This window comes from Mesorhizobium sp. P2_F5 (assembly GCF_056403715.1).
The window spans coordinates 418,490-440,895 of record NZ_JBFUEY010000001.1 but is presented as its reverse complement, the minus strand read 5'-3'; the positions used below and the strand labels follow the sequence as shown (position 1 = coordinate 440,895).

General features: G+C 62.9%; 19 protein-coding genes and 2 pseudogenes. 17 read left to right on the top strand and 4 right to left on the bottom strand.

The annotated features are described in order from the left end of the window. Window positions 1-59 precede the first annotated feature (59 nt). Window positions 60-1,151, bottom strand: coding sequence for a fatty acid desaturase family protein (locus AC1DYO_RS02045; protein ID WP_477259795.1), 1,092 nt, complete (start codon window positions 1,149-1,151; stop codon window positions 60-62). A gap of 162 nt (window positions 1,152-1,313) precedes the next feature. On the opposite strand from AC1DYO_RS02045, the gene AC1DYO_RS02040 reads away from it, so the two are divergent. The 6 genes from AC1DYO_RS02040 to AC1DYO_RS02015 all read left to right on the top strand — a co-directional run bounded on the left by AC1DYO_RS02040 (window position 1,314) and on the right by AC1DYO_RS02015 (window position 7,512). Continuing rightward, window positions 1,314-2,345, top strand: a complete 1,032-nt coding sequence (locus tag AC1DYO_RS02040) for a LacI family DNA-binding transcriptional regulator (RefSeq protein ID WP_477259794.1) — start codon at window positions 1,314-1,316, stop codon at window positions 2,343-2,345. A 327-nt stretch (window positions 2,346-2,672) separates the two neighbouring features. Then, on the top strand, window positions 2,673-3,614 hold the full coding sequence (locus tag AC1DYO_RS02035) for a sugar ABC transporter substrate-binding protein (protein WP_477259792.1): 942 nt from the start codon (window positions 2,673-2,675) through the stop codon (window positions 3,612-3,614). Window positions 3,615-3,721: 107 nt separating this feature from the next. Continuing rightward, window positions 3,722-4,798, top strand: a complete 1,077-nt coding sequence (locus AC1DYO_RS02030; RefSeq protein WP_477259790.1) for an ABC transporter permease — start codon at window positions 3,722-3,724, stop codon at window positions 4,796-4,798. Window positions 4,799-4,800: 2 nt separating this feature from the next. Further along, the gene (locus AC1DYO_RS02025; RefSeq protein ID WP_477259789.1) at window positions 4,801-5,568 is read left to right on the top strand and encodes an ATP-binding cassette domain-containing protein; all 768 of its coding nucleotides are present in this window, start codon (window positions 4,801-4,803) and stop codon (window positions 5,566-5,568) included. Window positions 5,569-5,688: 120 nt separating this feature from the next. Further along, window positions 5,689-6,684, top strand: coding sequence for an inositol 2-dehydrogenase (gene iolG, locus AC1DYO_RS02020; protein ID WP_477259787.1), 996 nt, complete (start codon window positions 5,689-5,691; stop codon window positions 6,682-6,684). A 33-nt stretch (window positions 6,685-6,717) separates the two neighbouring features. Continuing rightward, the gene (locus AC1DYO_RS02015) at window positions 6,718-7,512 is read left to right on the top strand and encodes an SDR family oxidoreductase (RefSeq protein ID WP_477259785.1); all 795 of its coding nucleotides are present in this window, start codon (window positions 6,718-6,720) and stop codon (window positions 7,510-7,512) included. A 38-nt stretch (window positions 7,513-7,550) separates the two neighbouring features. On the opposite strand, the gene AC1DYO_RS02010 is transcribed toward AC1DYO_RS02015, so the two are convergent. Then, the gene (locus AC1DYO_RS02010; RefSeq protein WP_477259783.1) at window positions 7,551-8,084 is read right to left on the bottom strand and encodes a hypothetical protein; all 534 of its coding nucleotides are present in this window, start codon (window positions 8,082-8,084) and stop codon (window positions 7,551-7,553) included. Here AC1DYO_RS02010 and AC1DYO_RS02005 point away from each other — a divergent pair. The 3 genes and pseudogenes from AC1DYO_RS02005 (at window position 8,071) to AC1DYO_RS01995 (ending at window position 10,207) form a co-directional block, all read left to right on the top strand. Further along, the gene (locus AC1DYO_RS02005; protein WP_477259781.1) at window positions 8,071-9,162 is read left to right on the top strand and encodes a 3-deoxy-7-phosphoheptulonate synthase; all 1,092 of its coding nucleotides are present in this window, start codon (window positions 8,071-8,073) and stop codon (window positions 9,160-9,162) included. The genes AC1DYO_RS02010 and AC1DYO_RS02005 overlap by 14 nt on opposite strands. Before the next feature lie 185 nt (window positions 9,163-9,347). Continuing rightward, window positions 9,348-9,713 carry an ArsR/SmtB family transcription factor gene (locus AC1DYO_RS02000; protein ID WP_477259779.1) on the top strand — a complete coding sequence of 122 codons (366 nt, stop codon included), beginning with the start codon at window positions 9,348-9,350 and terminating at the stop codon, window positions 9,711-9,713. Continuing rightward, window positions 9,691-10,207 (top strand): annotated as a pseudogene (locus tag AC1DYO_RS01995) (SRPBCC domain-containing protein). The gene AC1DYO_RS02000 and the pseudogene AC1DYO_RS01995 overlap by 23 nt, the downstream one beginning before the upstream one ends. Before the next feature lie 122 nt (window positions 10,208-10,329). Here the strand turns inward: AC1DYO_RS01995 and AC1DYO_RS01990 are convergent. Continuing rightward, a complete protein-coding gene (locus tag AC1DYO_RS01990; RefSeq protein ID WP_477259777.1) occupies window positions 10,330-10,965 on the bottom strand; it encodes a LysE family translocator in 636 nt (211 codons plus the stop codon). Between the two features lie 127 nt (window positions 10,966-11,092). On the opposite strand from AC1DYO_RS01990, the gene AC1DYO_RS01985 reads away from it, so the two are divergent. Continuing rightward, complete coding sequence (locus AC1DYO_RS01985) at window positions 11,093-11,791, top strand: helix-turn-helix transcriptional regulator (protein ID WP_477259775.1); 699 nt, start codon at window positions 11,093-11,095, stop codon at window positions 11,789-11,791. 21 nt (window positions 11,792-11,812) lie between these two features. Here the strand turns inward: AC1DYO_RS01985 and AC1DYO_RS01980 are convergent, their stop codons facing one another. Continuing rightward, window positions 11,813-12,922: a Gfo/Idh/MocA family protein gene (locus AC1DYO_RS01980; RefSeq protein WP_477259878.1), complete on the bottom strand. Its 1,110-nt coding sequence runs from the start codon at window positions 12,920-12,922 to the stop codon at window positions 11,813-11,815. Between the two features lie 152 nt (window positions 12,923-13,074). Between AC1DYO_RS01980 and AC1DYO_RS01975 the strand changes: the two genes are divergently transcribed. The 7 genes and pseudogenes from AC1DYO_RS01975 to iolB all read left to right on the top strand — a co-directional run bounded on the left by AC1DYO_RS01975 (window position 13,075) and on the right by iolB (window position 22,339). Beyond that, the gene (locus tag AC1DYO_RS01975; RefSeq protein WP_477259773.1) at window positions 13,075-13,920 is read left to right on the top strand and encodes a MurR/RpiR family transcriptional regulator; all 846 of its coding nucleotides are present in this window, start codon (window positions 13,075-13,077) and stop codon (window positions 13,918-13,920) included. 218 nt (window positions 13,921-14,138) lie between these two features. Continuing rightward, window positions 14,139-16,067: an adenylate/guanylate cyclase domain-containing protein gene (locus AC1DYO_RS01970; RefSeq protein WP_477259771.1), complete on the top strand. Its 1,929-nt coding sequence runs from the start codon at window positions 14,139-14,141 to the stop codon at window positions 16,065-16,067. Window positions 16,068-16,556: 489 nt separating this feature from the next. Next, the gene (locus AC1DYO_RS01965; RefSeq protein WP_477259769.1) at window positions 16,557-18,491 is read left to right on the top strand and encodes a bifunctional 5-dehydro-2-deoxygluconokinase/5-dehydro-2-deoxyphosphogluconate aldolase; all 1,935 of its coding nucleotides are present in this window, start codon (window positions 16,557-16,559) and stop codon (window positions 18,489-18,491) included. A gap of 32 nt (window positions 18,492-18,523) precedes the next feature. Next, a pseudogene (gene iolD / locus AC1DYO_RS01960) lies at window positions 18,524-20,269 on the top strand (3D-(3,5/4)-trihydroxycyclohexane-1,2-dione acylhydrolase (decyclizing)); the annotation flags it as partial. Between the two features lie 91 nt (window positions 20,270-20,360). Beyond that, the gene (iolE, locus tag AC1DYO_RS01955; protein ID WP_477259767.1) at window positions 20,361-21,278 is read left to right on the top strand and encodes a myo-inosose-2 dehydratase; all 918 of its coding nucleotides are present in this window, start codon (window positions 20,361-20,363) and stop codon (window positions 21,276-21,278) included. Between the two features lie 9 nt (window positions 21,279-21,287). Further along, window positions 21,288-21,521, top strand: a complete 234-nt coding sequence (locus AC1DYO_RS01950) for a DUF3329 domain-containing protein (RefSeq protein WP_477259765.1) — start codon at window positions 21,288-21,290, stop codon at window positions 21,519-21,521. A 5-nt stretch (window positions 21,522-21,526) separates the two neighbouring features. Beyond that, complete coding sequence (iolB, locus tag AC1DYO_RS01945) at window positions 21,527-22,339, top strand: 5-deoxy-glucuronate isomerase (RefSeq protein ID WP_477259763.1); 813 nt, start codon at window positions 21,527-21,529, stop codon at window positions 22,337-22,339. The last annotated feature ends 67 nt before the right edge of the window (window positions 22,340-22,406 follow it).

Sequence of the window (22,406 nt, the reverse complement as noted above, 5' to 3'; positions counted from 1 at the left end):
AAGTGCGTAGCGGTTTTCCGTTCGGAATTGCGTCAAAACAAAAAGTCTAATCGCCGCGATCATTCCGCCGCGGCGGCGACCGCGTCGTTGTGAAATTCCTCGCGGTATGGCCGCGCCGTCGGTGGCAGCTCGCGCTTGAGGAAATACTCCTCGTTGCGCAGCTGGCGCAGGAAGGCCGGGATCATCTCGCGATAGCCGGCCAGGATCGACGGCGTCGGCGCCGGCAGATCGTGCTTGATCAATTCATGCAGCCTGGGCAGCGCGTGATAGGGCACCATCGGGAACATGTGGTGCTCCACATGGTAGTTCATGTTCCAATAGATGAAACGGCTGACCGGGTTCATGTGGACGGTGCGGCTGTTCAGCCGATGGTCGATGACATTGTCGGCCAGCCCGCCATGCTGCAGCAGGCCGGTCATGACATGGTGCCAGGCGCCGTAAAGCCTCGGCAGTCCGACCAGCATCAAGGGCAGGAACGAACCCGAATAAAGCGCCAGCACGATCGTCGCGGCATAGATCGCCGTCCAGATGCGGGCGATGCGGATCGCCCTGGGCTGCTCCTGTTCCGGTATAAAAGTCTTTTCCGCAGCGCTGATGTTGCCGGCGGCGTTGCGAACCATGTCGAGCATCGCATGCCAGGCGTCGAGCACACCGACGAACGCCAGCATGACGCGCAGCAGATCCGGCGGCCGCATGACGGAGATTTCGGGGTCGCGGCCAACGATGATGGTGTCGGTGTGGTGGCGCGTATGGCTCCAGCGCCAGGTCACCGGATTACGCATGATCATGAAACAGGCGATCTGATAGACCGCATCGTTCATCCATTGCGTGCGAAACGCCGTGCCGTGGCCGCATTCGTGCCAGCGTGAATCGGTCGAGGAGCCGTAGAGCACGCCATAGACGAAGAAGAACGGCACGCACCACCAGCTGCCCCAGAACCAGGCGCCGCCGGCGGCACTCAGGATCAGCGCGGCGAGCCAGATCGCGGTGTCGCGGATTGCCGGCCCGTCGGAGCGCTGCATCAGCTCCTTCATCTGCTTGCGCGGAATATCTGTGTGATACCACTCGGCCGCCGACAAGCCGGTCTCGACGGCGAGCTTGGCGTCGCGGCCGATCAGGCTGTAGTCGCGCTGGGACGGTGCAGCAGTCATGATTGCCTCCCACGGCAACGGCGCTCGTTCTAGCGAATGCCAGCCTGGCTTCGAGCGTGAAAATAACGCCGACGCATGATAGACTCAACATCACAAAGATAGTTTCTATCATTTCCTATCAGGATGATGTAGAAAGCTTCGGACGAACCCGACGAGGCGAGCATGTCAAAACGGCCGACGATAACCGACCTGGCGCGCATTTCCGGCGTCAGCGTTGCCACGGTCGACCGCGTGCTCAACAGCCGCCTGCCGGTGCGCGAGGAAACGGCGCGCCGTGTCTACGAGGCGGCGACCGAGATTGGCTATCACGCTGCCGGCCTGATCAAGCAGCGCCTGCGTCATGAACTGCCGGAATATCGGCTGGGCTTCCTGCTGCTCAGGGGCAATTACGTCTTCTATAACGAATTCGCGCGTCAGCTTGAGCTGGCCGTATCGCAATCGCCGCGTTTTCGTGGCGTCGCCATGATCGATTTTGCCGATTCGCTCGCCCCGGACGAAATCGTCGAGCGTGCCCGCAAGCTGGCTTCCAAATGCCGGGCCGTCGCTTTGGTCGGTCCGGATCACCCTACAGTGACGGTCGCCGTCGAGGAGATGAAGGCCAAAGGCCTGCCGGTGTTCTCGCTGCTGTCCGACTTCGCCGCCGGCATTCGCGAGGGCTATGTCGGCCTCGACAACCGCAAGGTCGGCCGTACCGCGGCCTGGATGATCTCGAAGGCGGCGAAACGACCGGGCAAGGTCGCGCTGTTCGTCGGTAGCCATCGCTTCCACGGCCACGAATTGCGCGAGATCGGCTTCCGCTCCTTCTTCCGCGAGCAGGCGCCGGAGTTCACTTTGCTGGAAACGCTGGTCAATCTTGAAGCCAACGAGATCACAAAGGACACGCTGGTCAATCTTCTCGGCAGCCACCCCGATCTCGTCGGCTGCTATGTCGCCGGCGGCGGCATGGAAGGCGCGGTCGCGGCGCTCAGGCAGGCCAAGCCCGCCGAAATGCCGGCCGTCATCTGCAACGAGATCACGGCGGTGTCGCGCGCAGCGCTGGCCGACGGCATCCTGACCATGGTGATCTCGACACCGCTGGCGGCACTCAGCCGTGAGCTGGTCGACCTGATGGCGCATGCCATCGAGACGGGCGCCGCCAACGCGCCGGGCCAGACGTTTTTGCCGTTCGACATTTATCTGCCCGAGAATATTTAGGGCGGGCGACACCGACGACCCGGTCGAGGCGTCCAACGCCTCGGCCAGCTTCCGGCGTTGGGGAGCGGCGATAGCGCCCATTATCCGAAAATCCTCCATCCGCTTTTGGAATGTCTCTTGACGTCCCGCGGAAAAATGGAATAAATATTTCACCAACTAGGTATTTTGGTTCTTTCGTTCCGGAACATCTGTTTCAAACAGGGAGCCTGGCGTTCCAATCCTAGGGAAGCGCCATCCGGAAGAAAGGCATTCGGGAGAGATTCCTCGGGCGATCGGGGATTCCGGGTAGATCGGTGCAGCCGGACACCAATGTGGAGGAGAAACACAATGAAGAAACTGATTTTGGGCGTCGCCTTCGCGGCGCTGATGAGTTCGTCCGCTTTTGCCGCCAAGGTCGGCGTGTCGATGGCCAAGTTCGACGACAACTTCCTGACCGTGCTGCGCAACGGCATGATCGAGCAGGCCAAGGGCATGAGCGGCGTTGAGCTGCAGGTCGAAGACGCGCAGAACGACGTCGCCAAGCAGCTCGACCAGATCAAGAACTTCGCCGCTTCGGGCGTCGACGCCATCATCGTCAACCCGGTCGACACCTCGGCCACGCAGGCGATGTCGGATGCCGCCGCAGCCGCCAAGATCCCGCTGGTCTATGTCAACCGCGAGCCGGTCAATGTAGACACGCTGCCCGACAACCAGGCTTTCGTCGCTTCGAACGAGGCCGATTCCGGCACGCTCGAGACCAAGGAAGTCTGCCGCCTGTTCACGGAAGCCGGCAAGAAGGAAGCCAATGTCTATGTCATCATGGGTGAGCTTTCCAACCAGGCCGCCGTGCAGCGCACCAAGGACATCGAAGAGGTGATCGCCACGCCGGACTGCAGCTTCATCAAGATCATCGACAAGCAGACTTCGAACTGGAACCGCGACGAAGCGCAGAACCTGATGACCAACTGGCTCTCGACCGGCAAGCCGTTCGACGGCGTCATCGCCAACAATGACGAAAGCGCCATCGGCGCCATCCAGGCGATGAAGGCTGCCAACATCGACATGAAGACGGTCGTTGTCGGCGGCGTCGACGCCACCCAGGACGCGCTTGCCGCCATGCAGGCCGGCGACCTTGACGCAACCGTGTTCCAGGACGCGGCCGGTCAAGGCGCGGGCGCTCTCGATGCGGCGCTGAAGCTCGCCAAGGGCGAGAAGGTCGAGCACAAGGTCTACGTGCCCTTCCAGCTCGTGACACCTGCCAACATCGACAAGTTCCTGAAGAAGAACTGAGGCAGCCGCTTCGCTCGACCAACGGGGCGGCGCTGCCGCGCCGCTCCTGTTTCCCTCACCGCCCTTAACGGGCGGGAGGGCAGTTGCGGCCTCACGGAGGACAAGACATGTCACAGACATCGCATGGCGTCGGCGGGGTCAGCTATGACGCGAAGAAGCGCACATGGCCGGCCGAATTCAACGTCTTCCTGGCGCTGGTCATTCTCGTAATTGTCTTCGAACTGATCGGCCGCATCTTTCTCGGCGACTCCTTCCTGTTCAACACCCGCGACAACGTCGCCGGCATCTTCAATGAAGCCCGTCTGCAGATCATCATCCTGCAGGTGTCGATCGTCGGCATCATCGCCATCGGCGTCACGCAGGTGATCATTTGCGGCGGCATCGACCTGTCCTCGGGCTCCATCGTCGGCGCCACCGCCATGATCGCCATGAGTTTCGCCCAGGTGGCGACTGTCAACGGCAACCCCAATCCCAAGGCGATGTTCCTGGCGCAAGGCTGGACCGATTTGCCGGTCATCGTGCCTGTGCTGGTTGCGATCGCTTGCGGCATGCTCGCCGGCCTGATCAACGGCTCGTTGATCGCCTACACGCGCATCCCGCCCTTCATCGCCACGCTCGGCATGATGATCACCGCGCGCGGCATCGCCAAATGGTGGTCCAAAGGCCAGCCGATCTCGTTTCCCACCGACAGTTTTGCCGCCATCAGCACCGGTTCGAGGCCGGTCATCATCTTCCTGGCACTGGCGGTGCTGTTTCAGCTGATCCTGACCTATACGCGCTACGGCAAGCATTGTTATGCGATCGGATCCAATGAGGATGCCGCGCGCATGTCCGGCATCAAGATCCCCAATCACAAGATCCTCGTTTACACGATCGCCGGCATTCTTGCCTCGCTCGCCGCGGTCGTGCTGTGCTCCAAGAACCTGACCGCCCAGTCCGGCATGGGTGTGATGTATGAACTCGACGCCATCGCCATGGCGGTTATCGGCGGCGTCTCGCTGTCGGGCGGCCGCGGCTCGATCATCGGCACAGTGATCGGCGCGCTGATCTTCGGCGTCATCATTTCCGGCTTCACCTTCCTGCGCCTCGACGCCTACTATCAGGAGATGGTGAAGGGCGTGATCATCGTCGGCGCGGTCGTTCTCGACCAGTGGCGTCAACGCATGCGGGCATTGAGGGCTTGACCATGTCAGACATCGTCCTGAAGACCGAAAACCTCACCAAGCGCTATGGCGGCGTGCATGCGCTGGAAGGCGCGAATTTCGAGCTGCGCAAAGGCGAGCATGTCGCCATCATGGGCGACAACGGCGCTGGCAAGTCGACCTTCGTGCGCCAGATCACCGCTGTCGAGCAACGCACCAGCGGCCAGATCTGGTTCGACGGAAAGGAAGTCAATTTCAACGGGCCGATCGAAGCCCGCACGGCGGGCATAGAGACGGTATTCCAGAACCTGGCGCTCGCCGACGACCTCGACGTGCCGTCGAACCTGTTCCTCGGCCGCGAAAAGGTGCTGTTCAATCTCGGCCCGTTCTCGATCCTCGACCGCAAATACATGCGCAAGGCGACCGAGGCGGCGCTGGTGCGCACCGCTGTGAAGATCCCCAATCTGTCCAACACCATCCGCCATATGTCGGGCGGCCAGCGCCAGTGCGTAGCGATCGCCAGGACCGCGACCTTCGCCTCCAAGCTGATCATCATGGACGAGCCGACCGCCGCCCTTGGCGTGCAGGAGACAGCGCAGGTCGAAAACATCATCCGTACGCTGAAGGCAAACGGCGAGCCGCTGATCCTGATCAGCCACAACATGCGCCAGGTGTTCGACTTGTGCGACCGTATCGTCGTCTTCCGGCGCGGCCGTATCGTCGCCAACCTGCGCAAGGAAAACACCGACGGCAACGATATCGTCTCCTACATCACCGGCGCCAAGACCGGGGAGGCGGAACTCGCAGCCTAAACAGGATAGTCATCCGGTTTCCGGAACGATCTGGCGCGCCCGAAAAACCCTCTCCACCTTCCCCTGAGGGGAAGGTGGAGACACAACTCTCTCGAACCCATCCCCCTAGAGGAAATACCCATGACTGTTCGTTTCGCCCTCCTCGGTGCCGGCCGCATCGGCAAGGTCCACGCCCGCGCCGTCGGCTCCAACCCGCAGGCCAGACTGGTGGCCGTGGCCGACGCCTTCGAGAAGGCGGCGACCGAGCTGGCAACAGCCTATGGCGCCGAAGTGCGCACCATCGACGCGATTGAAAAGTCCAAGGACATCGACGCCGTCGTCATTTGCACGCCGACCGATACTCATGCCGATCTGATCGAGCGCTTCGCCAAGGCCGGCAAGGCGATCTTCTGCGAGAAGCCGATCGACCTCGACGTCAAGCGCGTCGAGAAGTGCCTGGCCGTGGTCGACAAGGCCAAGGCGACGCTGATGGTAGGCTTCAACAGGCGCTTCGATCCGCATTTCGCAGCCGTGCGCAAGGCGATCGACGACGGCGCCATCGGCACCGTCGAGATGGTCACCATCACCTCGCGCGATCCGGGCGCGCCGCCGATCGACTACATCAAGCGCTCCGGCGGCATTTTCCGCGATATGACCATCCATGATTTCGACATGGCGCGCTTCCTGCTCGGCGAAGAGGTGGTCGCGGTCAGCGCCCACGCCTCGGTGCTGGTCGACAAGAAGATCGGCGAGGCCGGCGATTTCGATTCGGTCAGCGTCATCCTCGAAACCGCGTCGGGCAAGCAGGCCGTCATCTCCAATTCGCGCCGCGCCACCTATGGCTACGACCAGCGCATCGAGGTGCATGGCTCGAAAGGCATGGTCGCCGCTGAGAACCAGCGGCCGGTGTCGATCGAGGTCGCCAACGAGAAGGGCTACACCCGCCCGCCGCTGCACGACTTCTTCATGACCCGCTATCTCGACGCCTACGCCATCGAGATCGCCGCCTTCATCGCCGCCGCAACCTCGGGCAAGAAGGCATCGCCGAGCGGCGCCGACGGCCTCGTCGCGCTGAAGCTGGCCGATGCGGCGCTGAAATCGGCAACCACCGGCAAGACCGTCCGTCTGAACAAGTAAGAACGTCTAGCAAGAACCCACAGGAGCAGAGCGATGAGCGCATCAGCCGATCGCAATTCGAACACACGCGCCATCGTCACCGGCGGCGCGCAAGGCATCGGCTTTGCCGTCGCCACAGCGCTGGCCGACGAGGGCTGCAAGGCACTGGCGCTTATTGGCCGTTCACAGGAGAAGGGCGACAAGGCCGTCGCCCATTTCAAGAAAGCGGGCGTCGATGCGATCTTCATCAGCGCCGACGTTTCGAACGTGGCCGACTGCAAGCGCGCCGTTGCAACCGCGATCTCGCATTTCGGCACCATCAACGCGCTGGTCAACGCCGCCGCCACTTCCGCACGCGGCTCGCTGGTTGAGACCTCCGAAGAAGTCTTCGACCAGATTTTCCAGACCAATGTCCGCGGCCCCTTCTTCCTGATGCAGGGCGTCGTGGCGCATCTGCTGGAGAAGAAGGCGCCCGGCTCGATCGTCAATGTGCTGTCGATGTCGGCGCATTGCGGCCAGTCCTTCCTGGCGCCCTATTCCTCCAGCAAGGGCGCGCTGGCGACGCTGACCAAGAACGTCGCCAACGCCTATCGCTTCAACCGCATCCGCTGCAACGCCGTGCTGCCCGGCTGGATGGACACCGAAGGCGAGGACATCGTGCAGAAGAAATGGCACGGCGCGTCCGACGACTGGCTGGCAAAGGCCGAGGCCGGCCAGCCGATGGGCCAGCTGGTAAAGCCGGACCAGCTCGCGCGGCTGATCAGCTACATGGCCAGCCCGCAATCCGGCGTCATGACCGGGTCATTGGTCGACTACGACCAGAGCATCGCCGGGGCTTCGCCGGAGTAGCGCCAGCGAGGGTTTGGCGGCGTCGTATCCGCGACGCTCTAGCCAATGGCCGATCCTTGCGAGAAGATAGACGCCATCGCAGCCGAGCTGGGTAAAGCGGCATGCAGCCATATTGGATAACGACAAGCGGTCAGCTTGGTGTCGGCGTCACCGCCCGATCGGAAGCCGATGCCCTCGAACTCTTCTCGCTTGCCTTCGGGATCGCCGAAAAGATTATCAGCATCGAGATCATCAAGGATATGAACGATCTCGACCAGAATCATGTGGTGCCCAATATGGCCAGCTGGTTTCGCCGGGGCATCTGGTTTCCGCAGGGCCAGGAGCACATCGCGGATTGGGACAATGCGTAGCCACATCAGGGACGTGACAAGCGCCTCCGCATCGACTATATGACCCCTTATGATCAACCTGACCGCCACGTATTGGTACTTTAGCAGCTCGCTGGCGGCGGGAGGATTGCGCTCGATCTGAAGATTGCAGCAACAAGTCCGAACAGCCGCCAGACCTGGCGGCTTTTTTGTATCAGCCGGCAGGTCTCCCAACCAGGAGCAGAAAGCCGTGTTGACCACCACAGACGATCTTCGGGTCAAAGAAATTCGAGAATTGAGTACGCCGGACCAGGTGATGCGGGAGATCCCGCGCACGCTGACGGCGACGCGCACCGTCAGCGCGTCACGCAATGCCACCCACGCCATTTTGAACGGGACCGACGACCGGTTGCTCGTCATTGTCGGCCCGTGTTCGATCCACGATCCGGTCGCGGCCGTTGACTATGCCAGCCGCCTGGCGGCGCTGCGCGAGACCCTGTCCGACCGGCTCGAGATCGTCATGCGCGTCTATTTCGAAAAGCCGCGCACCACCATCGGCTGGAAGGGCCTGATCAACGATCCCGACCTCGACGGCAGCTTCAACATCGACAAGGGGTTGCGGATGGCGCGCAACGTGCTGTCGGCCGTCAACAATCTCGGCCTGCCGGCTGCGACCGAATTCCTCGACATGACCACGCCGCAATACATTGCCGACCTCGTCGCTTGGGGCGCCATCGGCGCGCGCACCACCGAGAGCCAGATTCACCGCGAACTSGCCTCCGGCCTGTCCTGCCCGGTCGGCTTCAAGAACGGCACCGACGGCAATCTCAGGATCGCCGCCGAGGCGGTGAAATCCGCCGCCCAGCCGCACCATTTCATGGCGGTGACCAAGGGCGGGCGCAGCGGCATCGCCACCACCACCGGCAATGAGGACTGCCACGTCATCCTGCGCGGCGGCGTTCAGCCGAACTACGACGCGGCAAGCGTCGAGGCAGCCTCGGTTGAACTCGCCCGCATCGGCGTTGCACCGCGTCTGATGATCGATGTCAGCCACGCCAACTCCAGCAAAAAGCCGGAGAACCAGCCAAAGGTGGCGGCCGATGTCGCCGGCCAGGTCGCCGCTGGCGACGAGCGCATCATCGGCGTCATGATCGAGAGCAATCTCGTCGCCGGCCGCCAGGATGTGGTGCCGGGCAAGCCGCTCGTCTATGGCCAGAGCATCACCGATGGCTGTATCGACTGGGCAACCACCGAGACGGTGCTGCACGGCCTTGCCGGCGCCGTCGAATGGCGCCGCTCAACCCGCCGTGCCATGCTGGAGAACCGGCAGGGCGCCGCCTGACACGAGGCTATGCGGGAAGGGAGGCGGTTCGAGATTCAGCCAGGATTGCGCCGCCCTTAGGGCCTGAGGATCGCCCGGGTCGATCGAATCTGCATCGGAACGAAGTCGATTTGCGGCGTTCGGCAACGCAGCGCGCTCGGCCGCGCCTTGCATGCTGCCAATCCGTGTGCTAGATACTGAACCACATGGTTCAGTATGCATCGGTCCACTTGGATGCCTCATTCGCCGCGCTCTCAGACGCCACCCGGCGCGGCGTTCTGGAGCAACTCGGACGCGCGGACGCTTCGATCACGGAGCTTGCCGGGAGGTTCCACATGACCCTCACGGGCATGAAGAAGCACGTCGGCGTCCTGGAGCAGGCGGGGCTCGTCACCACGCAGAAGGTCGGGCGCGTGCGGACCTGCAAGCTCGGCCTGCGCCGACTGGAGGAAGAGGCGGCCTGGATAGAGCGGCACCGCCGGCTCTGGGACACACGCTTCGACGAATTGGACAAGGTTGTCGAGGAGTTGAAACGGAAGGAGAAAGCCGATGCACGAACGAAGCGAGAGTGAACCCATGAACAACCGCACGACGGTCGAGCGGAAATCCGAGCGTGAACTGGTTGTCACGCGAACCGTCAACGGCCCGGCGCGTATCGTGTTCGAGGCATGGACCAAGCCCGAAGCTGTTCATGCGGTGGTGGGTGCCGAAGTCGATGGGCATGTTCCTGCGTTCCTGCGAGATGGATGCTCGTACCGGGGGCACGTACCGTCTGGTGTTCGGCCACGATGTCTCAAAGCCTGACGAATTCTTCGGAAGGTATATCGAAGTGATACCGCACTCGCGCATCGTCTGGACCAATGACGAAGGTGGTGACGGTGGGCCCGTCACCACGGTGACCTTCGAGGAAAAAGGTGGCAAGACGCTGGTGGTCATGCACGAGCTCTATCCCTCGAAGGAAGCTCTCGACGCTGCCGGGACCGGGGCGGCGGATGCGATGGGCGAGCAGTTCGAGCAACTGGATGAGCTTCTTGTCACCTTGGGCGCGAGCGTGGGACGGTCATGAAGTCGTCGATCTCGCGGACGGGGTCGCTGCCGCCCTCGACGACAAGACCGGGACTGTGATCCGCAAGCGCAGCGCCGAGACGGATACTGGAAGAAACACGGGCGTGATCGCTTGGTCGGGGATCACGCCGCCCTCAGCCCCTCCCAGGCCGTAAACACCGAGACCGCAAACAGCAGCAGCCCGGCCGCCCGGCCGGCAATCGCTGTTGCTCGCGGATTGGCCACCAGCAGATTGCGGCTGCGGCCGGCGGTGATGGCGAGCCCGCCATAGATCGCGGCCTGGGTCAGAACGGTCAGCAGCCCCATGATTGTCGCCTGCATCCAGATCGGACCGTAATCCGGCTTCAGGAACTGCGGATAGACCGCAAGCACGAACAAATAGGCCTTCGGATTGATCAGGCAGGTCATGAGACCCTGGCGAAACGCCTTCCAGGCCGAGCGGCTGCCGGCAGGCCCGTCATGGCCGACGGTGATGGAGCTGCGCATCAGCGTGATGCCGATGAAGGCCATGTAGGCGGCGCCGGCCAGCAGCAGCGGCTTGAACAGGATCGGCACGAAATGCATCAGCAGGCCGACGCCGATAGCGCCGTTCAGCGTGTGTACCATGCCGCCTACCATGATGCCGCCGGTGGCCGCCAAGCCCCTGTCGCGGCCGCCGGTCAGCGCATTTGCAAGCACGAACAGCATATCCATGCCGGGCACGACGATGATGCCGAACAGCAGGATAAAGAACAGCCAGAGATTTTCCGCGTAACTCATGTCAGTTGCCTGTCGCTTCCCGTTGGAGTGCCGTTGAGTAATTTGTTGATTTTCAAGCCGATAGGCAGTCCAATAGATCATCTCAACTGACGGGGATGTGTCAGTAGCGTTTCATCCGGGAGCGGAAATGCGCAAGGCGTCGCGCCTGTTCGAGATCATCCAGATCCTGCGGCTGGCGCGGCAGCCGGTGACGGCGGCGATGATCGCCGGGCAGCTGGAAGTGACGGTGCGCTCGATCTATCGCGACATCGCCGCCCTGCAGGCGATGCGCGTGCCGATCGAAGGCGGGCGCGGCATCGGCTACATCTTGCGTCCTGGCTTCGACCTGCCGCCGCTGATGTTTTCGATCGAGGAAATGGAGGCGATCGTGCTGTCGCTGGCGCTGCTTGAGCGCACCGGCGACAGCGAACTGAAGCAGGCGGCCAAGCGCGTCACCGCCAAGATTGCCGGCGCTGTGCCGCCGCCCTTGCGCCAGGCCTTCGACGCCAATGCGCTGCATGTCTGGGGGTTCGCAGCACCCGCAATCGGTACGATCGATCTGGCGCTGGTGCGCCGCGCCATCCGCGACGAAGAGAAGCTCGACCTCTCCTATCGCGATGAAATGGGCCGTGCCTCCGAGCGACTGATCCGCCCGATCGCGCTGATCTACTATGCCGAGACCGCCAACATCGTCGCCTGGTGCGAGCTACGCCAGGCGATCCGCAATTTCCGCAGCGACCGCATCGAGGATTGCCAGCCGACCGGGCTACGCTTCAAGGGCGAAGGCGATCGGCTGCGCCAGGTCTGGGTCAACGGCTGGGAGACGAACGCCGCTGCCGGTGGTTGAGGAAGCTCCGCGAAAGCCGAACTATCGCACATCCACCCAGCGCTTTTCCTCGAACGACCTTGCCATGGCGTGGACGGTGCGTTCGATCTCCAGCCCTTCGGCAAACTCGATCACCCGCGCGGGCTTGCCCGCAAGCCGCGTCAACAGTTCGTGGCACTCGATGATCTTGAGGTCGTTGAAGCCGAGGCCGTGGCCGGGTGCCGGCAGGAAGGCGTCGTAGGGCTTGTGGTGCGGCGCCACCAGTATGGTGCGGTAGCCCTGCTCGGTCGGGCGATCGGCGGTGACGTAGAGCTGAATTTCGTTCATCCGCTCCTGGTCGAACAGGATCGACCCCTTGGAGCCGAAAATCTGAATGGCGATGCGGCCCTTGCGGCCCCAGGCCGAGCGGTTGACCAGCAGCGTGCCGGCAATGCCGTTTTCCAGATGCATCAAGACACTGGCAATATCGTAGGTCTCGACCGCGCGGCGGCCGCCGCTGGCCAGCTTGCGGTCGGCATAGGGCTTGGCCATGTCGCAGATGACTTTTGCCACGCGGCCGAACAGCGCCGAGACCAGCGACAGCGGATGCACGGCGAAATCGTCGAGCGCGCCATAGCCGGATGAAGCCTCGTGCTTCCAGAAGAACAGTGCGTCCGGGTCGGCCATGAAGTCCTCATCCATCTCGATGCGCAGATGGTTGACCTCGCCGATGATCTTCTCGTCGAGCAGCGCGCCGATGTGGCGGATCGCCGGGCTCTGAATGTAATTGTAGCCGAGCGCCGCCACCTTGCCCGATTTCTTCGCCGCCGCTGCCATCGCTTCGGCTTCGGCAAAGCTCGGCGCCATCGGCTTTTCGCACCACAGATGCTTGCCGGCTTCGAGGATGGCGATGGCCATCTCCGGATGGAACTGGTTGGGCGTGGTCAGCGAAACGATGTCGACGTCCGGGTCGTTGACGACAGCGCGCCAGTCGCCGGAAGCCTTGGCAAAGCCGAATTCGCCTGCCTTGCGTTTGGCCAGCTCCTCATTGACCTCGCCGAGATGGACCAGCTTCGGCTTGGCGACATCCGGAAAGACAGCACCGACGGCACTCCACGCTATGGCGTGGCACTTACCCATGAAACCCGTGCCGATAAGCCCGACGCCGACCATCTTCTTCTCCACTGGATGAAATCCTCGGTGGATGAATTAGTCCATTTTGTTCTGAAATGGAATGTCTGCCTCATTTTTTATGGCGTTCTTGCGCAGGCTCGCTATGATGGGGCAGAGAGAACGTTTCACCGATGAGCTTGGACGGGCCGACGATGGACGAACGGGTACCTCGCGACTTCGAGACGCTGCGCGCCACGATCCTCGATCGCCGCGAAACCTTGCCCAAGCGCATCGCCCAGATCGCCGCCTATGCGCTCGACAATCCCGACGACATCGCCTTCGGCACCGCGGCCAGCATCGCCGCCTCCGCCGGCGTGCAGCCGTCGACCTTGATCCGTTTTGCCCAGCAGCTCGGCTTCGACGGCTTCACCAGCCTGCAGCAAGTGTTTCGCGAGCGCCTGCGCGAGCGCAACTCCTCCTATGACGAACGGCTGCAGGCGCTGCGCGCCAAGGCCGATGCCGGAGCCGGCCACCGCGCCATCTTCGACGGTTTCGTCGCTGCCGCCAGCACTTCGCTCAACGATATTTCGCGCACCTTGGACGAGGCGCATCTCGAAGACGCGATCTCGCTGCTGGCCAGGGCCGAGACCATCTATGTCCTGGCCAAGCGCCGCTCCTATCCGGTGGCAAGCTACATCGCCTATGCGCTGGGCAAATTGAAGATCCGCAACCAGCTGATCGAATCGGCCGCAGGGCTGAATGCCGAGATGGTCGCCTTCGCCACGCCGGCGGATGCCGTCATCGCCATCAGCTTCTCGCCCTATGCGCCGGCAACCATCGAGGAAGCCCGCACCATTGCCGAACAGGGCGTGCCAATCGTCGCCATCACCGACAGCTCGTTTTCGCCGCTGGCGCAGTTCGCCAAGGTCTGGTTCGAGGTCGCCGAGGCCGATTTCGCCGGCTTCCGCTCGCTGTCGGCAACCATGGCGCTGGCCATGGCGCTGACCGTCGGCGTCGGCGAGAAGCGGCGCAGCACCGGCAAGAAGCGCAAGGCCTAGACTAGGGTCAAACCAATCACTCCGAGCGACCGAGTTCGACCCTATGCGGACGTTCGCGTCCGCAGGCCGAACTCACGCCCATGACCCGTTGAAGACGTTCATCCGCACCCGGTCGAAAGTCAGGAACGGCTGACGAGCGGTCATTCACCGCGCGGCCAACGGCGCGTTCTGGCTCTGGCGCTTCTATGGGTGTAGGGTTGTGCCATAAAGAGGCGCATATGGCGGTTCCCCCTCTCAATCGGAAGCTGCTAGCGATCCTGGCGGCCGATATGGTCGGCTACTCAAGGGCGATGGAGGCCGATGAGGCCGGCACCATTGAGCGGTTGAAATCCGTTCGTGCCGAGCTGTTCGACCCCGCCATCTCCCAGCACCATGGCCGCCTCATCAAGCTGATGGGCGATGGCGCGCTTGTCGCCTTCGACAGCGTGGTCGACGCAGTCGCCTGCGCAGCGGAAATCCAAAGCGCGGCGGCCGCGCGCAATGAAGGTCTGCCCGAGCTTGAGCGCATCGTGTTCCGCATCGGGGTCAATCTGGGCGACGTTGCGCTGGTTGACGGCGATGTCTATGGCGATGGCGTCAATGTCGCCGCGCGATTGCAGCAACTCGCTGATGCTGGCGGCGTGATCGTGTCGGGCACAGCCTTTGACCATCTGCAAGGCAAGCTTGATTGGTCCCTCGATTTCGCTGGCGAGCAACAAGTAAAGAATATCAGCCGTCCGGTTCGGATGTACCGGCTAAGGCTCAATGGCAAGCGGCCGCGCTGGACCTTGCATAAGGCGATGCCGCGCTGGGTTGGGACGGCGGCGGCCATCGTGCTATTTGCTCTGCTGGGCGGCGGCGGGACATGGTGGTTCTTTCATTCAGCTGCTCTGGGTGCCAAGCCGTCGGTCGCAGTGCTGCCCTTCAACAACTTTGGCGGCGACGAGGCCACCGGGCGCCTTGCCGATGGCCTCACCGAGGACATCATCACCGATCTCGCGCAGTTTCCCGAACTCGACGTCGTGGCACGCAATTCGACGCAAGCGTACAAAGGCAAGTCGGTGGATGTCCGCCAGGTCGCGAGTGCGCTCGACGTCGGCTATGTGCTGGAAGGCTCGATCCAGCGCCAGGGCGGTCGGCTGCGGATCACCGCGCAGTTGATCGATGCAAGAACCGGCAACCATCTGTGGTCGGAGCGATGGGACCGGCCTGCTGAAGACGTATTCGCCGTTCAAACCGAGATCGCCGAGCAGGTCACCAACCGGCTCGGCAACGGCGTGGGGCTGATTCAGGGAGCGGGGCGAGCTGCAGCGAAGCGTAAACGGCCGGACAACTTGACTGTCTATGATTACTATCTGCTCGGAACCGAAAGGATTGAAAAGATTACCGTAGCGGATGAGCAGGAGGCCATCAGGCTGCTCAACCTCGCTGTCGAGCTGGATCCGGAGTTCGCCCGCGCCTGGGTGGAACTTTATCATGCTCATAACATATTGGCTGGCTTCGGTGTCAATCGCGAGAGCGAGATCAAGGCGGCTGCCGATGTAGCCGAACGCGCGGTGCGGCTCGATCCGAGCGACGCCGAGGCGCACGCGGTTTTTGGCATGAGCCTCAAAGACAAGGGCGACAACGCCCGCGCCAAGGTCGAGCTGGACACGGCCCTCCGCCTCGCTCCGGGTTCGGCCGAAATCCTGACATTCTATTCCGGCTTTGCGGCAGGCTTCGACGAACCCGAACGCGGCGCCCAGTTGGTCGACCAAGTTATACGGCTCGACCCGAATTACCCGATGTGGGCCACTGCTTTCTACTCCGCTGCCTATTTTATGGCTGGCCGCTATGAGGACGCCTTGAAGATGCTGGAGCGCAAGACGACCGATAACTACAGCAAATGGGAATGGGTGATGCGTAGCAGCTCCTTTGCGGCTCTGGATCGAATCGATGAGGCGAATGCTTCGGTCAGGGAAACCCTCAAACGGTATCCGGACCTGACCGTCGAGGGCATGGTCAATGAATTCAGATTGAGCAAGACAGAGCGCGGTCGTTTCATCGAGACAATGCCGCTCGCCGGCTTCCCGCTTTGCGCCAAGCCCGAGGCGCTGGCAGAGCTCGCCAAACAAGTGCGACTACTGGAATGCGAAGCGGGGGAGGCGCAACCTCTCGGGCAGCCATAGAACACCCCTGTGCAAAGAAAGGCGGGGGCCGCTGCTCGCCAGCGCGTGAACGGCGCGCGTTGCCAGGAACGACCGCTGTGCATCGAAAGCGACAGTTCACTGGCCAAGCGATGAATGGCGGCAAGTGGCGCTACTTGCTCATTCAAGTCGACGAGGTGAAGGGCAACATTCGACTCCGTTGCGGACGCTCGTTCGCAGAATGCGTAGGATTTGGTAGTTTGACGCGACCTTCGACCCAGAGCATCGGACCCAAAAGCGCGAACTGGTTTTGGGAAGATCCGATGCTCAAACAAAAAGGATGAAGCCGCGGTACGCTCGGCTAGAAAGCCCGCCGCGCTAGCGCCGTACCGACACTTTTCGAAGGGGGAATGCTCATTCCATATTGACTATGGATTGGAATTATTATTTCATATTCCCGGCGCCACGCTGCCGCTCGCGCGTGTCCCCCAGCTACGTTGCCCAAGACAACACGACCGACGGGAGGTTCCAATGAGCGAAGCCGTGGACGCGAAATACGCTCCGCTCGATGTCATCACCATCGGTCGCGCTTCCGTCGACCTTTACGGCCAGCAGATCGGCTCGCGGCTGGAGGATATCACCTCCTTCGCCAAGTCGGTCGGCGGCTGCCCGGCCAACATCTCTGTGGGCACGGCCAGGCTCGGCCTGCGCTCGGCGCTGCTCACCCGCGTCGGTGACGAGCAGATGGGCCGTTTCATCCGCGAACAGCTCAGGCGCGAAGGCGTTAATGTCGACGGGCTGAAGACCGACAAGGAGCGGTTGACGGCGCTGGTGCTGCTCTCGGTCGAGAGCGAGGGCGTTTCGCCGATGATCTTTTATCGCAGCGACTGCGCCGACATGGCGCTCGCGCCGGAAGACATAGACGAGGCCTTCATCGCCTCGGCCCGTTCGGTCGTCGTCACCGGCACGCATTTCTCGCGCCCCAACAGCGACGCCGCCCAGCGCAAGGCGATCCGCATCATCAAGGCCAGGGGCGGCAAGGTGGTGTTCGACATCGACTACCGCCCCAACCTCTGGGGCCTTGCCGGGCATGCCGAGGGCTTCGAGCGCTATGTCAAATCCGACCGCGTCTCGGCCCAGCTGAAGACGGTGCTGCCCGATTGCGATCTCATCGTCGGCACCGAGGAAGAGATCATGATCGCCTCGGGCGCCGACGATTGCCTGAGCGCGCTGAAGACTATCCGCGCGCTGTCGGCCGCCACTATCGTCTTGAAGCGCGGCGCCATGGGCTGCATCGTCTATGACGGGCCGATCAGCGACGATCTCGAAGACGGTATCGTCGGCAAGGGTTTCCCCATCGAGATCTACAATGTGCTTGGCGCCGGCGATGCCTTCATGTCCGGCTTCCTGCGCGGCTGGCTGGGTGGCGAAGACCATGCGACGGCGGCGACCTGGGCCAATGCCTGCGGCGCCTTCGCCGTGTCGCGACTGCTCTGCGCGCCGGAATATCCGACCTTCGAGGAGCTGCAGTTCTTCCTCAAGAACGGCAGCAAGCATCTGGCCCTGCGCAAGGACGAGGCGATCAACCACATCCATTGGGCAACGACCCGCCGGCGTGACATCCCCTCGATGATGGCGCTCGCCTGCGACCATCGTGTGCAGCTTGAAGATGTGGCGGCCAAGACCGGCGCCGATCCGGCGCGCATCCGCGATTTCAAGGTGCTGGCGGTCAAGGCGGCGGCCAAGGTCGCGGCCGGCCGCGACGGCTATGGCATGCTGATCGATGAAAAACATGGCCGCGAGGCAATGTTCGAATTCGCCCGCCACCCCTTCGCCTGGCTCGGCCGCCCCGTGGAACTGCCGGGCTCGCGCCCGCTGCGCTTCGAATTCTCGCAGGACATCGGCTCGCAACTGGTGGAATGGCCGGTCGACCACTGCATCAAATGCCTGTGCTTCTATCACCCCGACGATCCGGCGGAACTCAAGGAAGAGCAGCAGCAGAAACTGCGCGCGCTGTTCGAGGCGGCGCGAAAGGTCGGCCGCGAATTGCTGGTCGAGATCATCGCCGGCAAGCATGGCAAGCTCGACGACACGACGATCCCGCGTGCGTTGGAAGAACTCTATGCGCTGGGCATCAAACCGGACTGGTGGAAGCTCGAACCGCAGGCGTCGGCCGGCGCCTGGGCCAAGATCGAAGCGGTGATCCTGAAGCATGATCCCTGGTGCCGCGGCGTCGTGCTGTTGGGTCTCGAAGCGCCGCAGGACGAGCTGGAAGCTGCCTTCGCCGCCACCGCCAAGGCGCCGATCGTCAAGGGATTTGCCGTTGGCCGCACCATCTTCGTCCACGCGGCCGAACAGTGGCTGGCCGGCAAGATGTCGGATGACGAGGCCGTCGCGGATATGGCGTCGCGCTTCGAACAGTTGACCGAAGCGTGGCTTGCCGCGCGCGGCCGTAAAGCAGCATAAAGGCGCGGCACAGGACTGCGGAGGAAAAACCCATGAGCAAGACAATCCGCCTGACGATGGCGCAGGCGCTGACCCGCTTTCTGAGCAAGCAGATGACCGAGATCGACGGCACAAAAGTGCCGATCTTCGGTGGCATCTGGGCGATCTTCGGCCATGGCAATGTCGCCGGTATCGGCGAGGCGCTCTACCAGCTGCGCGATGAACTGCCGACCTTCCGCGCTCACAACGAACAGGCGATGGCGCATGCCGCAATCGCCTATGGCAAGGCCAATTTCCGCCGCCGCTTCATGGCCGCGACCTCGTCGATCGGCCCCGGCGCGCTCAACATGGTGACGGCGGCAGCGCTTGCGCATGTAAACCGGTTGCCCGTCCTGTTTTTGCCAGGCGATGTGTTCGCCAACCGCATTCCCGATCCGGTGCTGCAGCAGGCCGAGGATTTCTCCGACGGCACGGCGACGGTCAATGACTGCTTCCGCCCGGTGTCGCGCTATTTCGACCGCATCACCCGGCCGGAGCAGATCATCCCGGCGCTGGCCCGCACCATGCAGGTGCTGACCGATCCGGCCGATTGTGGCCCGGTGACGCTGTCGCTCTGCCAGGACGTGCAGGCCGAAGCCTATGACTATCCCGAGAGTTTTTTTGCGGAGCGCGTCTGGCACCAGCGCCGGCCGCGTCCGGACCGCCATGAATTGGCGGCTGCCGTCTCTGCGCTGAAAGGTGCGAAAAAGCCGCTAATCATCGCCGGCGGCGGCGTGCTGTATTCGCAGGCTTCGGGCGAGCTGGCGAAATTCGCCGAGGGCGCCGGCATTCCGGTCTGCGAGACGCAAGGCGGCAAATCCTCGCTGCCCGACACGCATCCGCTCAACATGGCGGCGGTCGGCGTCACCGGCACGTCCGCGGCCAACCGGCTGGCGGAAGAGGCCGATGTCGTGATGGCCATCGGCACGCGCCTGCAGGATTTCACCACCGGCTCGTGGGCGCTGTTCAGGAATTCCGGCAAGACCATCATCGGCTTGAACGTCCAGCCTTTCGACGCCGGCAAGCATCGGGCGCTGCCGCTGGTCGCCGATGCAGCCGAGGGGCTCGCTGAACTCGGTGCGGCGCTTAAGGACTGGAAGGCGCCGTCCGCCTGGACCGACAATTCGGCCACAGGCAAAAAGGCCTGGCAGGCCGATGCCGGCAAGGTGACGGCCTCGACCAACGCGGCTTTCCCATCGGATGCGCAGGTGATCGGCGCCGTACAGCGCACGCTGGGATCAGGCGTGACCTTGCTGCATGCCGCCGGCGGACTGCCGGGCGAGTTGCACAAGCTTTGGCAGGCCGGCGCTCCGGGCTCCTACCACGCCGAATACGGCTTCTCGACCATGGGCTACGAGATTGCCGGCGGCCTTGGCGCCAAGATGGCCAAGCCCGACGAGGAGGTCGTCGTCATGATTGGCGACGGCTCCTATCTCATGCTCAATTCCGAGATCGCCACCTCGGTGATGCTCGGTCTGAAGCTCACCATCGTGCTGCTCGACAACAGGGGCTATGGCTGCATCAACCGGCTGCAAATGGCCACCGGCGGCGCCAACTTCAACAATCTCTTGAAAGACTCGCGCCACGAAATCCTGCCCGACATCGACTTCGCCGCGCATGCCGCAAGCATGGGCGCGATATCAGAAAAAGTGCCGTCGATCGCCGGGCTGGAGAACGCGCTGCAGAAATCGAAAAAGAACGACCGCACCACCGTTCTGGTCATCGACACCGATCCGCTTGTTTCTACCGATGCCGGCGGCGGGGGGGGGGCCCGGCGCCGCACCCCCACCCCGCTGCTTCGCAGCGACCCTCCCCACAAGGGGGAGGGTGAACAAGAACCGGAGCTAAAACTTGAAAGCCAAACTGGGCATGTCCCCCATTGCGTGGTGGAACGACGATCTTGCCGAACTCAGCGACGACGTCTCGCTGGAGGAATGCCTGCGCCAGTCGCGCTCGGCCGGCTTCACCGGCATGGAGATGGGCCGCCGCTTTCCCAACGACCCCAATGTCATGCTGCCGATCCTGAAGAGGGCCGACGTGACGCTGTGCGGCGGCTGGTTTTCCGGCACGCTGGTCGATGAGGACATGGGCAAGAACAAGGATCGCATCCAGCCGATGATCGACCTGTTCAAGGCGGTCGACGCGCCTTGCATCGTCTATGGCGAGGTCGGCCGCTCGATCCAGGGCGACCGCTCCAAGCCGCTCGCCACCAAGCCGAAGCTCACCGGTGACGAGATGAAGGCCTATGGTAGGCGGCTGACCGAATTCGGCGAATGGTGCGCCGAACAAGGCATGCCGCTGTCCTATCACCACCACATGGCGGCAGTGGTCGAGACCGAGCCGGAGCTCGATGCCTTCATGCGCCATTCCGGCGACGGCATTCCGCTGCTGCTCGATGCCGGGCATCTCGCCTTTGCCAGCGGCGATGTGCTGCGCGCCATCGACAACCACCACAAGCGCATCAGCCATGTCCATGTGAAGGATGTGCGCATGAGCGTCATCGACGGGCTTGACCGCACGAAGCAGTCCTTCCTCGATGCCGTTGCGCTCGGCGCCTTCACCGTACCGGGCAATGGCTCGCTGGATTTCAGCGCCATCGTGCAGCGCTTCGCCGACCATGGCTACGAAGGCTGGTTCGTCGTCGAGGCCGAGCAGGACCCGAAGAAGAACCCGCCGCTCAAGATGGCGCAGGTCGGCCACAAGGAACTGATGCGGGTGATGACGGCTGCGGGCTACACGGTGGAAACGCAGGGCTTTCCCAATGCCTGAGGCGATCCGATGAAGGATTACGAGCACCCGTTCTTCCGCCCGCTGTGGCGGCGCGTCGCCGTCGTCGCCGTCTGCGTGATCTGGGCCGGAATAGAATTTGCCTCCGGCACACCGTTCTGGGGCGTCATCGCGCTCGGCTTTGCCGCCTACGCCGTCTGGCAGTTTTTTTACCTCTACAAGCCGGTGGACGAGAAGGCGGCAACGCCCGATGAACCGAAGGCTGGCGCCGAACCGAAGGAATGACCGCAATGTCGAAACTGCTCGTCAAAGCCGACAAGGGCCATGGCCGTGTCGCTCATGTCACGCCGCAAAGCGCAGGCTGGACCTATGTCGGCTTCGACCTGCACCGGCTGAAGCCGGGCGAAAACGCTTCGGGAAAGACGGACGACCGCGAGGTCTGCCTGGTGTTCGTCACCGGCAAGGGCAAAGCGGAAGCCGGCGGCCAGGAACTCGGCCTGCTCGGCGAGCGCATGTCGCCCTTCGAGGGCAAGCCCTGGTCGGTCTATATCCCCGAGGGGTCGGACTGGTCGGTGACTGCGCACACCGATCTCGAACTCGCCGTCTGTTCGGCGCCGGGCCTGGGCGGCGGCTTGCCGGTTCGCGTCATCGCGCCCAACGATCTCGGTCAGGAAATTCGTGGCAAAGGCACCAACACACGCTACGTCACCAACATATTGCCCGAAGGCAAGCCGGCGGACTCGCTGCTGGTGGTCGAGGTCATTACGCCCGGCGGCCACACATCGAGCTACCCGCCGCACAAGCACGACCAGGACAATCTGCCGGCCGAATCCTATCTTGAGGAAACCTACTATCACCGCCTCAACCCGCCGCAGGGCTTTGCCTTCCAGCGCGTTTACACCGACGCCGACAAAAGCGGACATCGCGATCTCGACGAGGCGATCGCGATCGAGGATGGCGATGTCGTGCTGGTGCCCAAGGGCTACCACCCCTGCGCCGCCTGCCATGGCTACGATCTCTATTATCTCAATGTCATGGCCGGGCCGAAGCGGACGTGGAAATTCCACAATGCGCCCGAGCACGAATGGCTGATGAAGGCCTGAACAGCGCAAGCTATTGGTCCAGCTGGAAAAAATCGTCGGCTAAGGACTTGTCTGGTCGATTTGCCAT

Excerpts from the sequence above, each read along its gene's own strand:
- AC1DYO_RS02040 (WP_477259794.1), top strand. The coding sequence starts at position 1,314 with ATGTCAAAACGGCCGACGATAACCGACCTGGCGCGCATTTCCGGCGTC.
- AC1DYO_RS02045 (WP_477259795.1), bottom strand. The coding sequence starts at position 1,151 with ATGACTGCTGCACCGTCCCAGCGCGACTACAGCCTGATCGGCCGCGAC.
- AC1DYO_RS01985 (WP_477259775.1), top strand. The coding sequence starts at position 11,093 with ATGCGCAAGGCGTCGCGCCTGTTCGAGATCATCCAGATCCTGCGGCTG.
- iolG (WP_477259787.1), top strand. The coding sequence starts at position 5,689 with ATGACTGTTCGTTTCGCCCTCCTCGGTGCCGGCCGCATCGGCAAGGTC.
- AC1DYO_RS01990 (WP_477259777.1), bottom strand. The coding sequence starts at position 10,965 with ATGAGTTACGCGGAAAATCTCTGGCTGTTCTTTATCCTGCTGTTCGGC.
- AC1DYO_RS02015 (WP_477259785.1), top strand. The coding sequence starts at position 6,718 with ATGAGCGCATCAGCCGATCGCAATTCGAACACACGCGCCATCGTCACC.
- iolB (WP_477259763.1), top strand. The coding sequence starts at position 21,527 with ATGTCGAAACTGCTCGTCAAAGCCGACAAGGGCCATGGCCGTGTCGCT.
- AC1DYO_RS01965 (WP_477259769.1), top strand. The coding sequence starts at position 16,557 with ATGAGCGAAGCCGTGGACGCGAAATACGCTCCGCTCGATGTCATCACC.
- AC1DYO_RS01980 (WP_477259878.1), bottom strand. The coding sequence starts at position 12,922 with ATGGTCGGCGTCGGGCTTATCGGCACGGGTTTCATGGGTAAGTGCCAC.
- AC1DYO_RS01975 (WP_477259773.1), top strand. The coding sequence starts at position 13,075 with ATGGACGAACGGGTACCTCGCGACTTCGAGACGCTGCGCGCCACGATC.
- AC1DYO_RS01950 (WP_477259765.1), top strand. The coding sequence starts at position 21,288 with ATGAAGGATTACGAGCACCCGTTCTTCCGCCCGCTGTGGCGGCGCGTC.
- AC1DYO_RS01970 (WP_477259771.1), top strand. The coding sequence starts at position 14,139 with ATGGCGGTTCCCCCTCTCAATCGGAAGCTGCTAGCGATCCTGGCGGCC.
- AC1DYO_RS02030 (WP_477259790.1), top strand. The coding sequence starts at position 3,722 with ATGTCACAGACATCGCATGGCGTCGGCGGGGTCAGCTATGACGCGAAG.
- AC1DYO_RS02025 (WP_477259789.1), top strand. The coding sequence starts at position 4,801 with ATGTCAGACATCGTCCTGAAGACCGAAAACCTCACCAAGCGCTATGGC.
- AC1DYO_RS02035 (WP_477259792.1), top strand. The coding sequence starts at position 2,673 with ATGAAGAAACTGATTTTGGGCGTCGCCTTCGCGGCGCTGATGAGTTCG.
- AC1DYO_RS02000 (WP_477259779.1), top strand. The coding sequence starts at position 9,348 with ATGGTTCAGTATGCATCGGTCCACTTGGATGCCTCATTCGCCGCGCTC.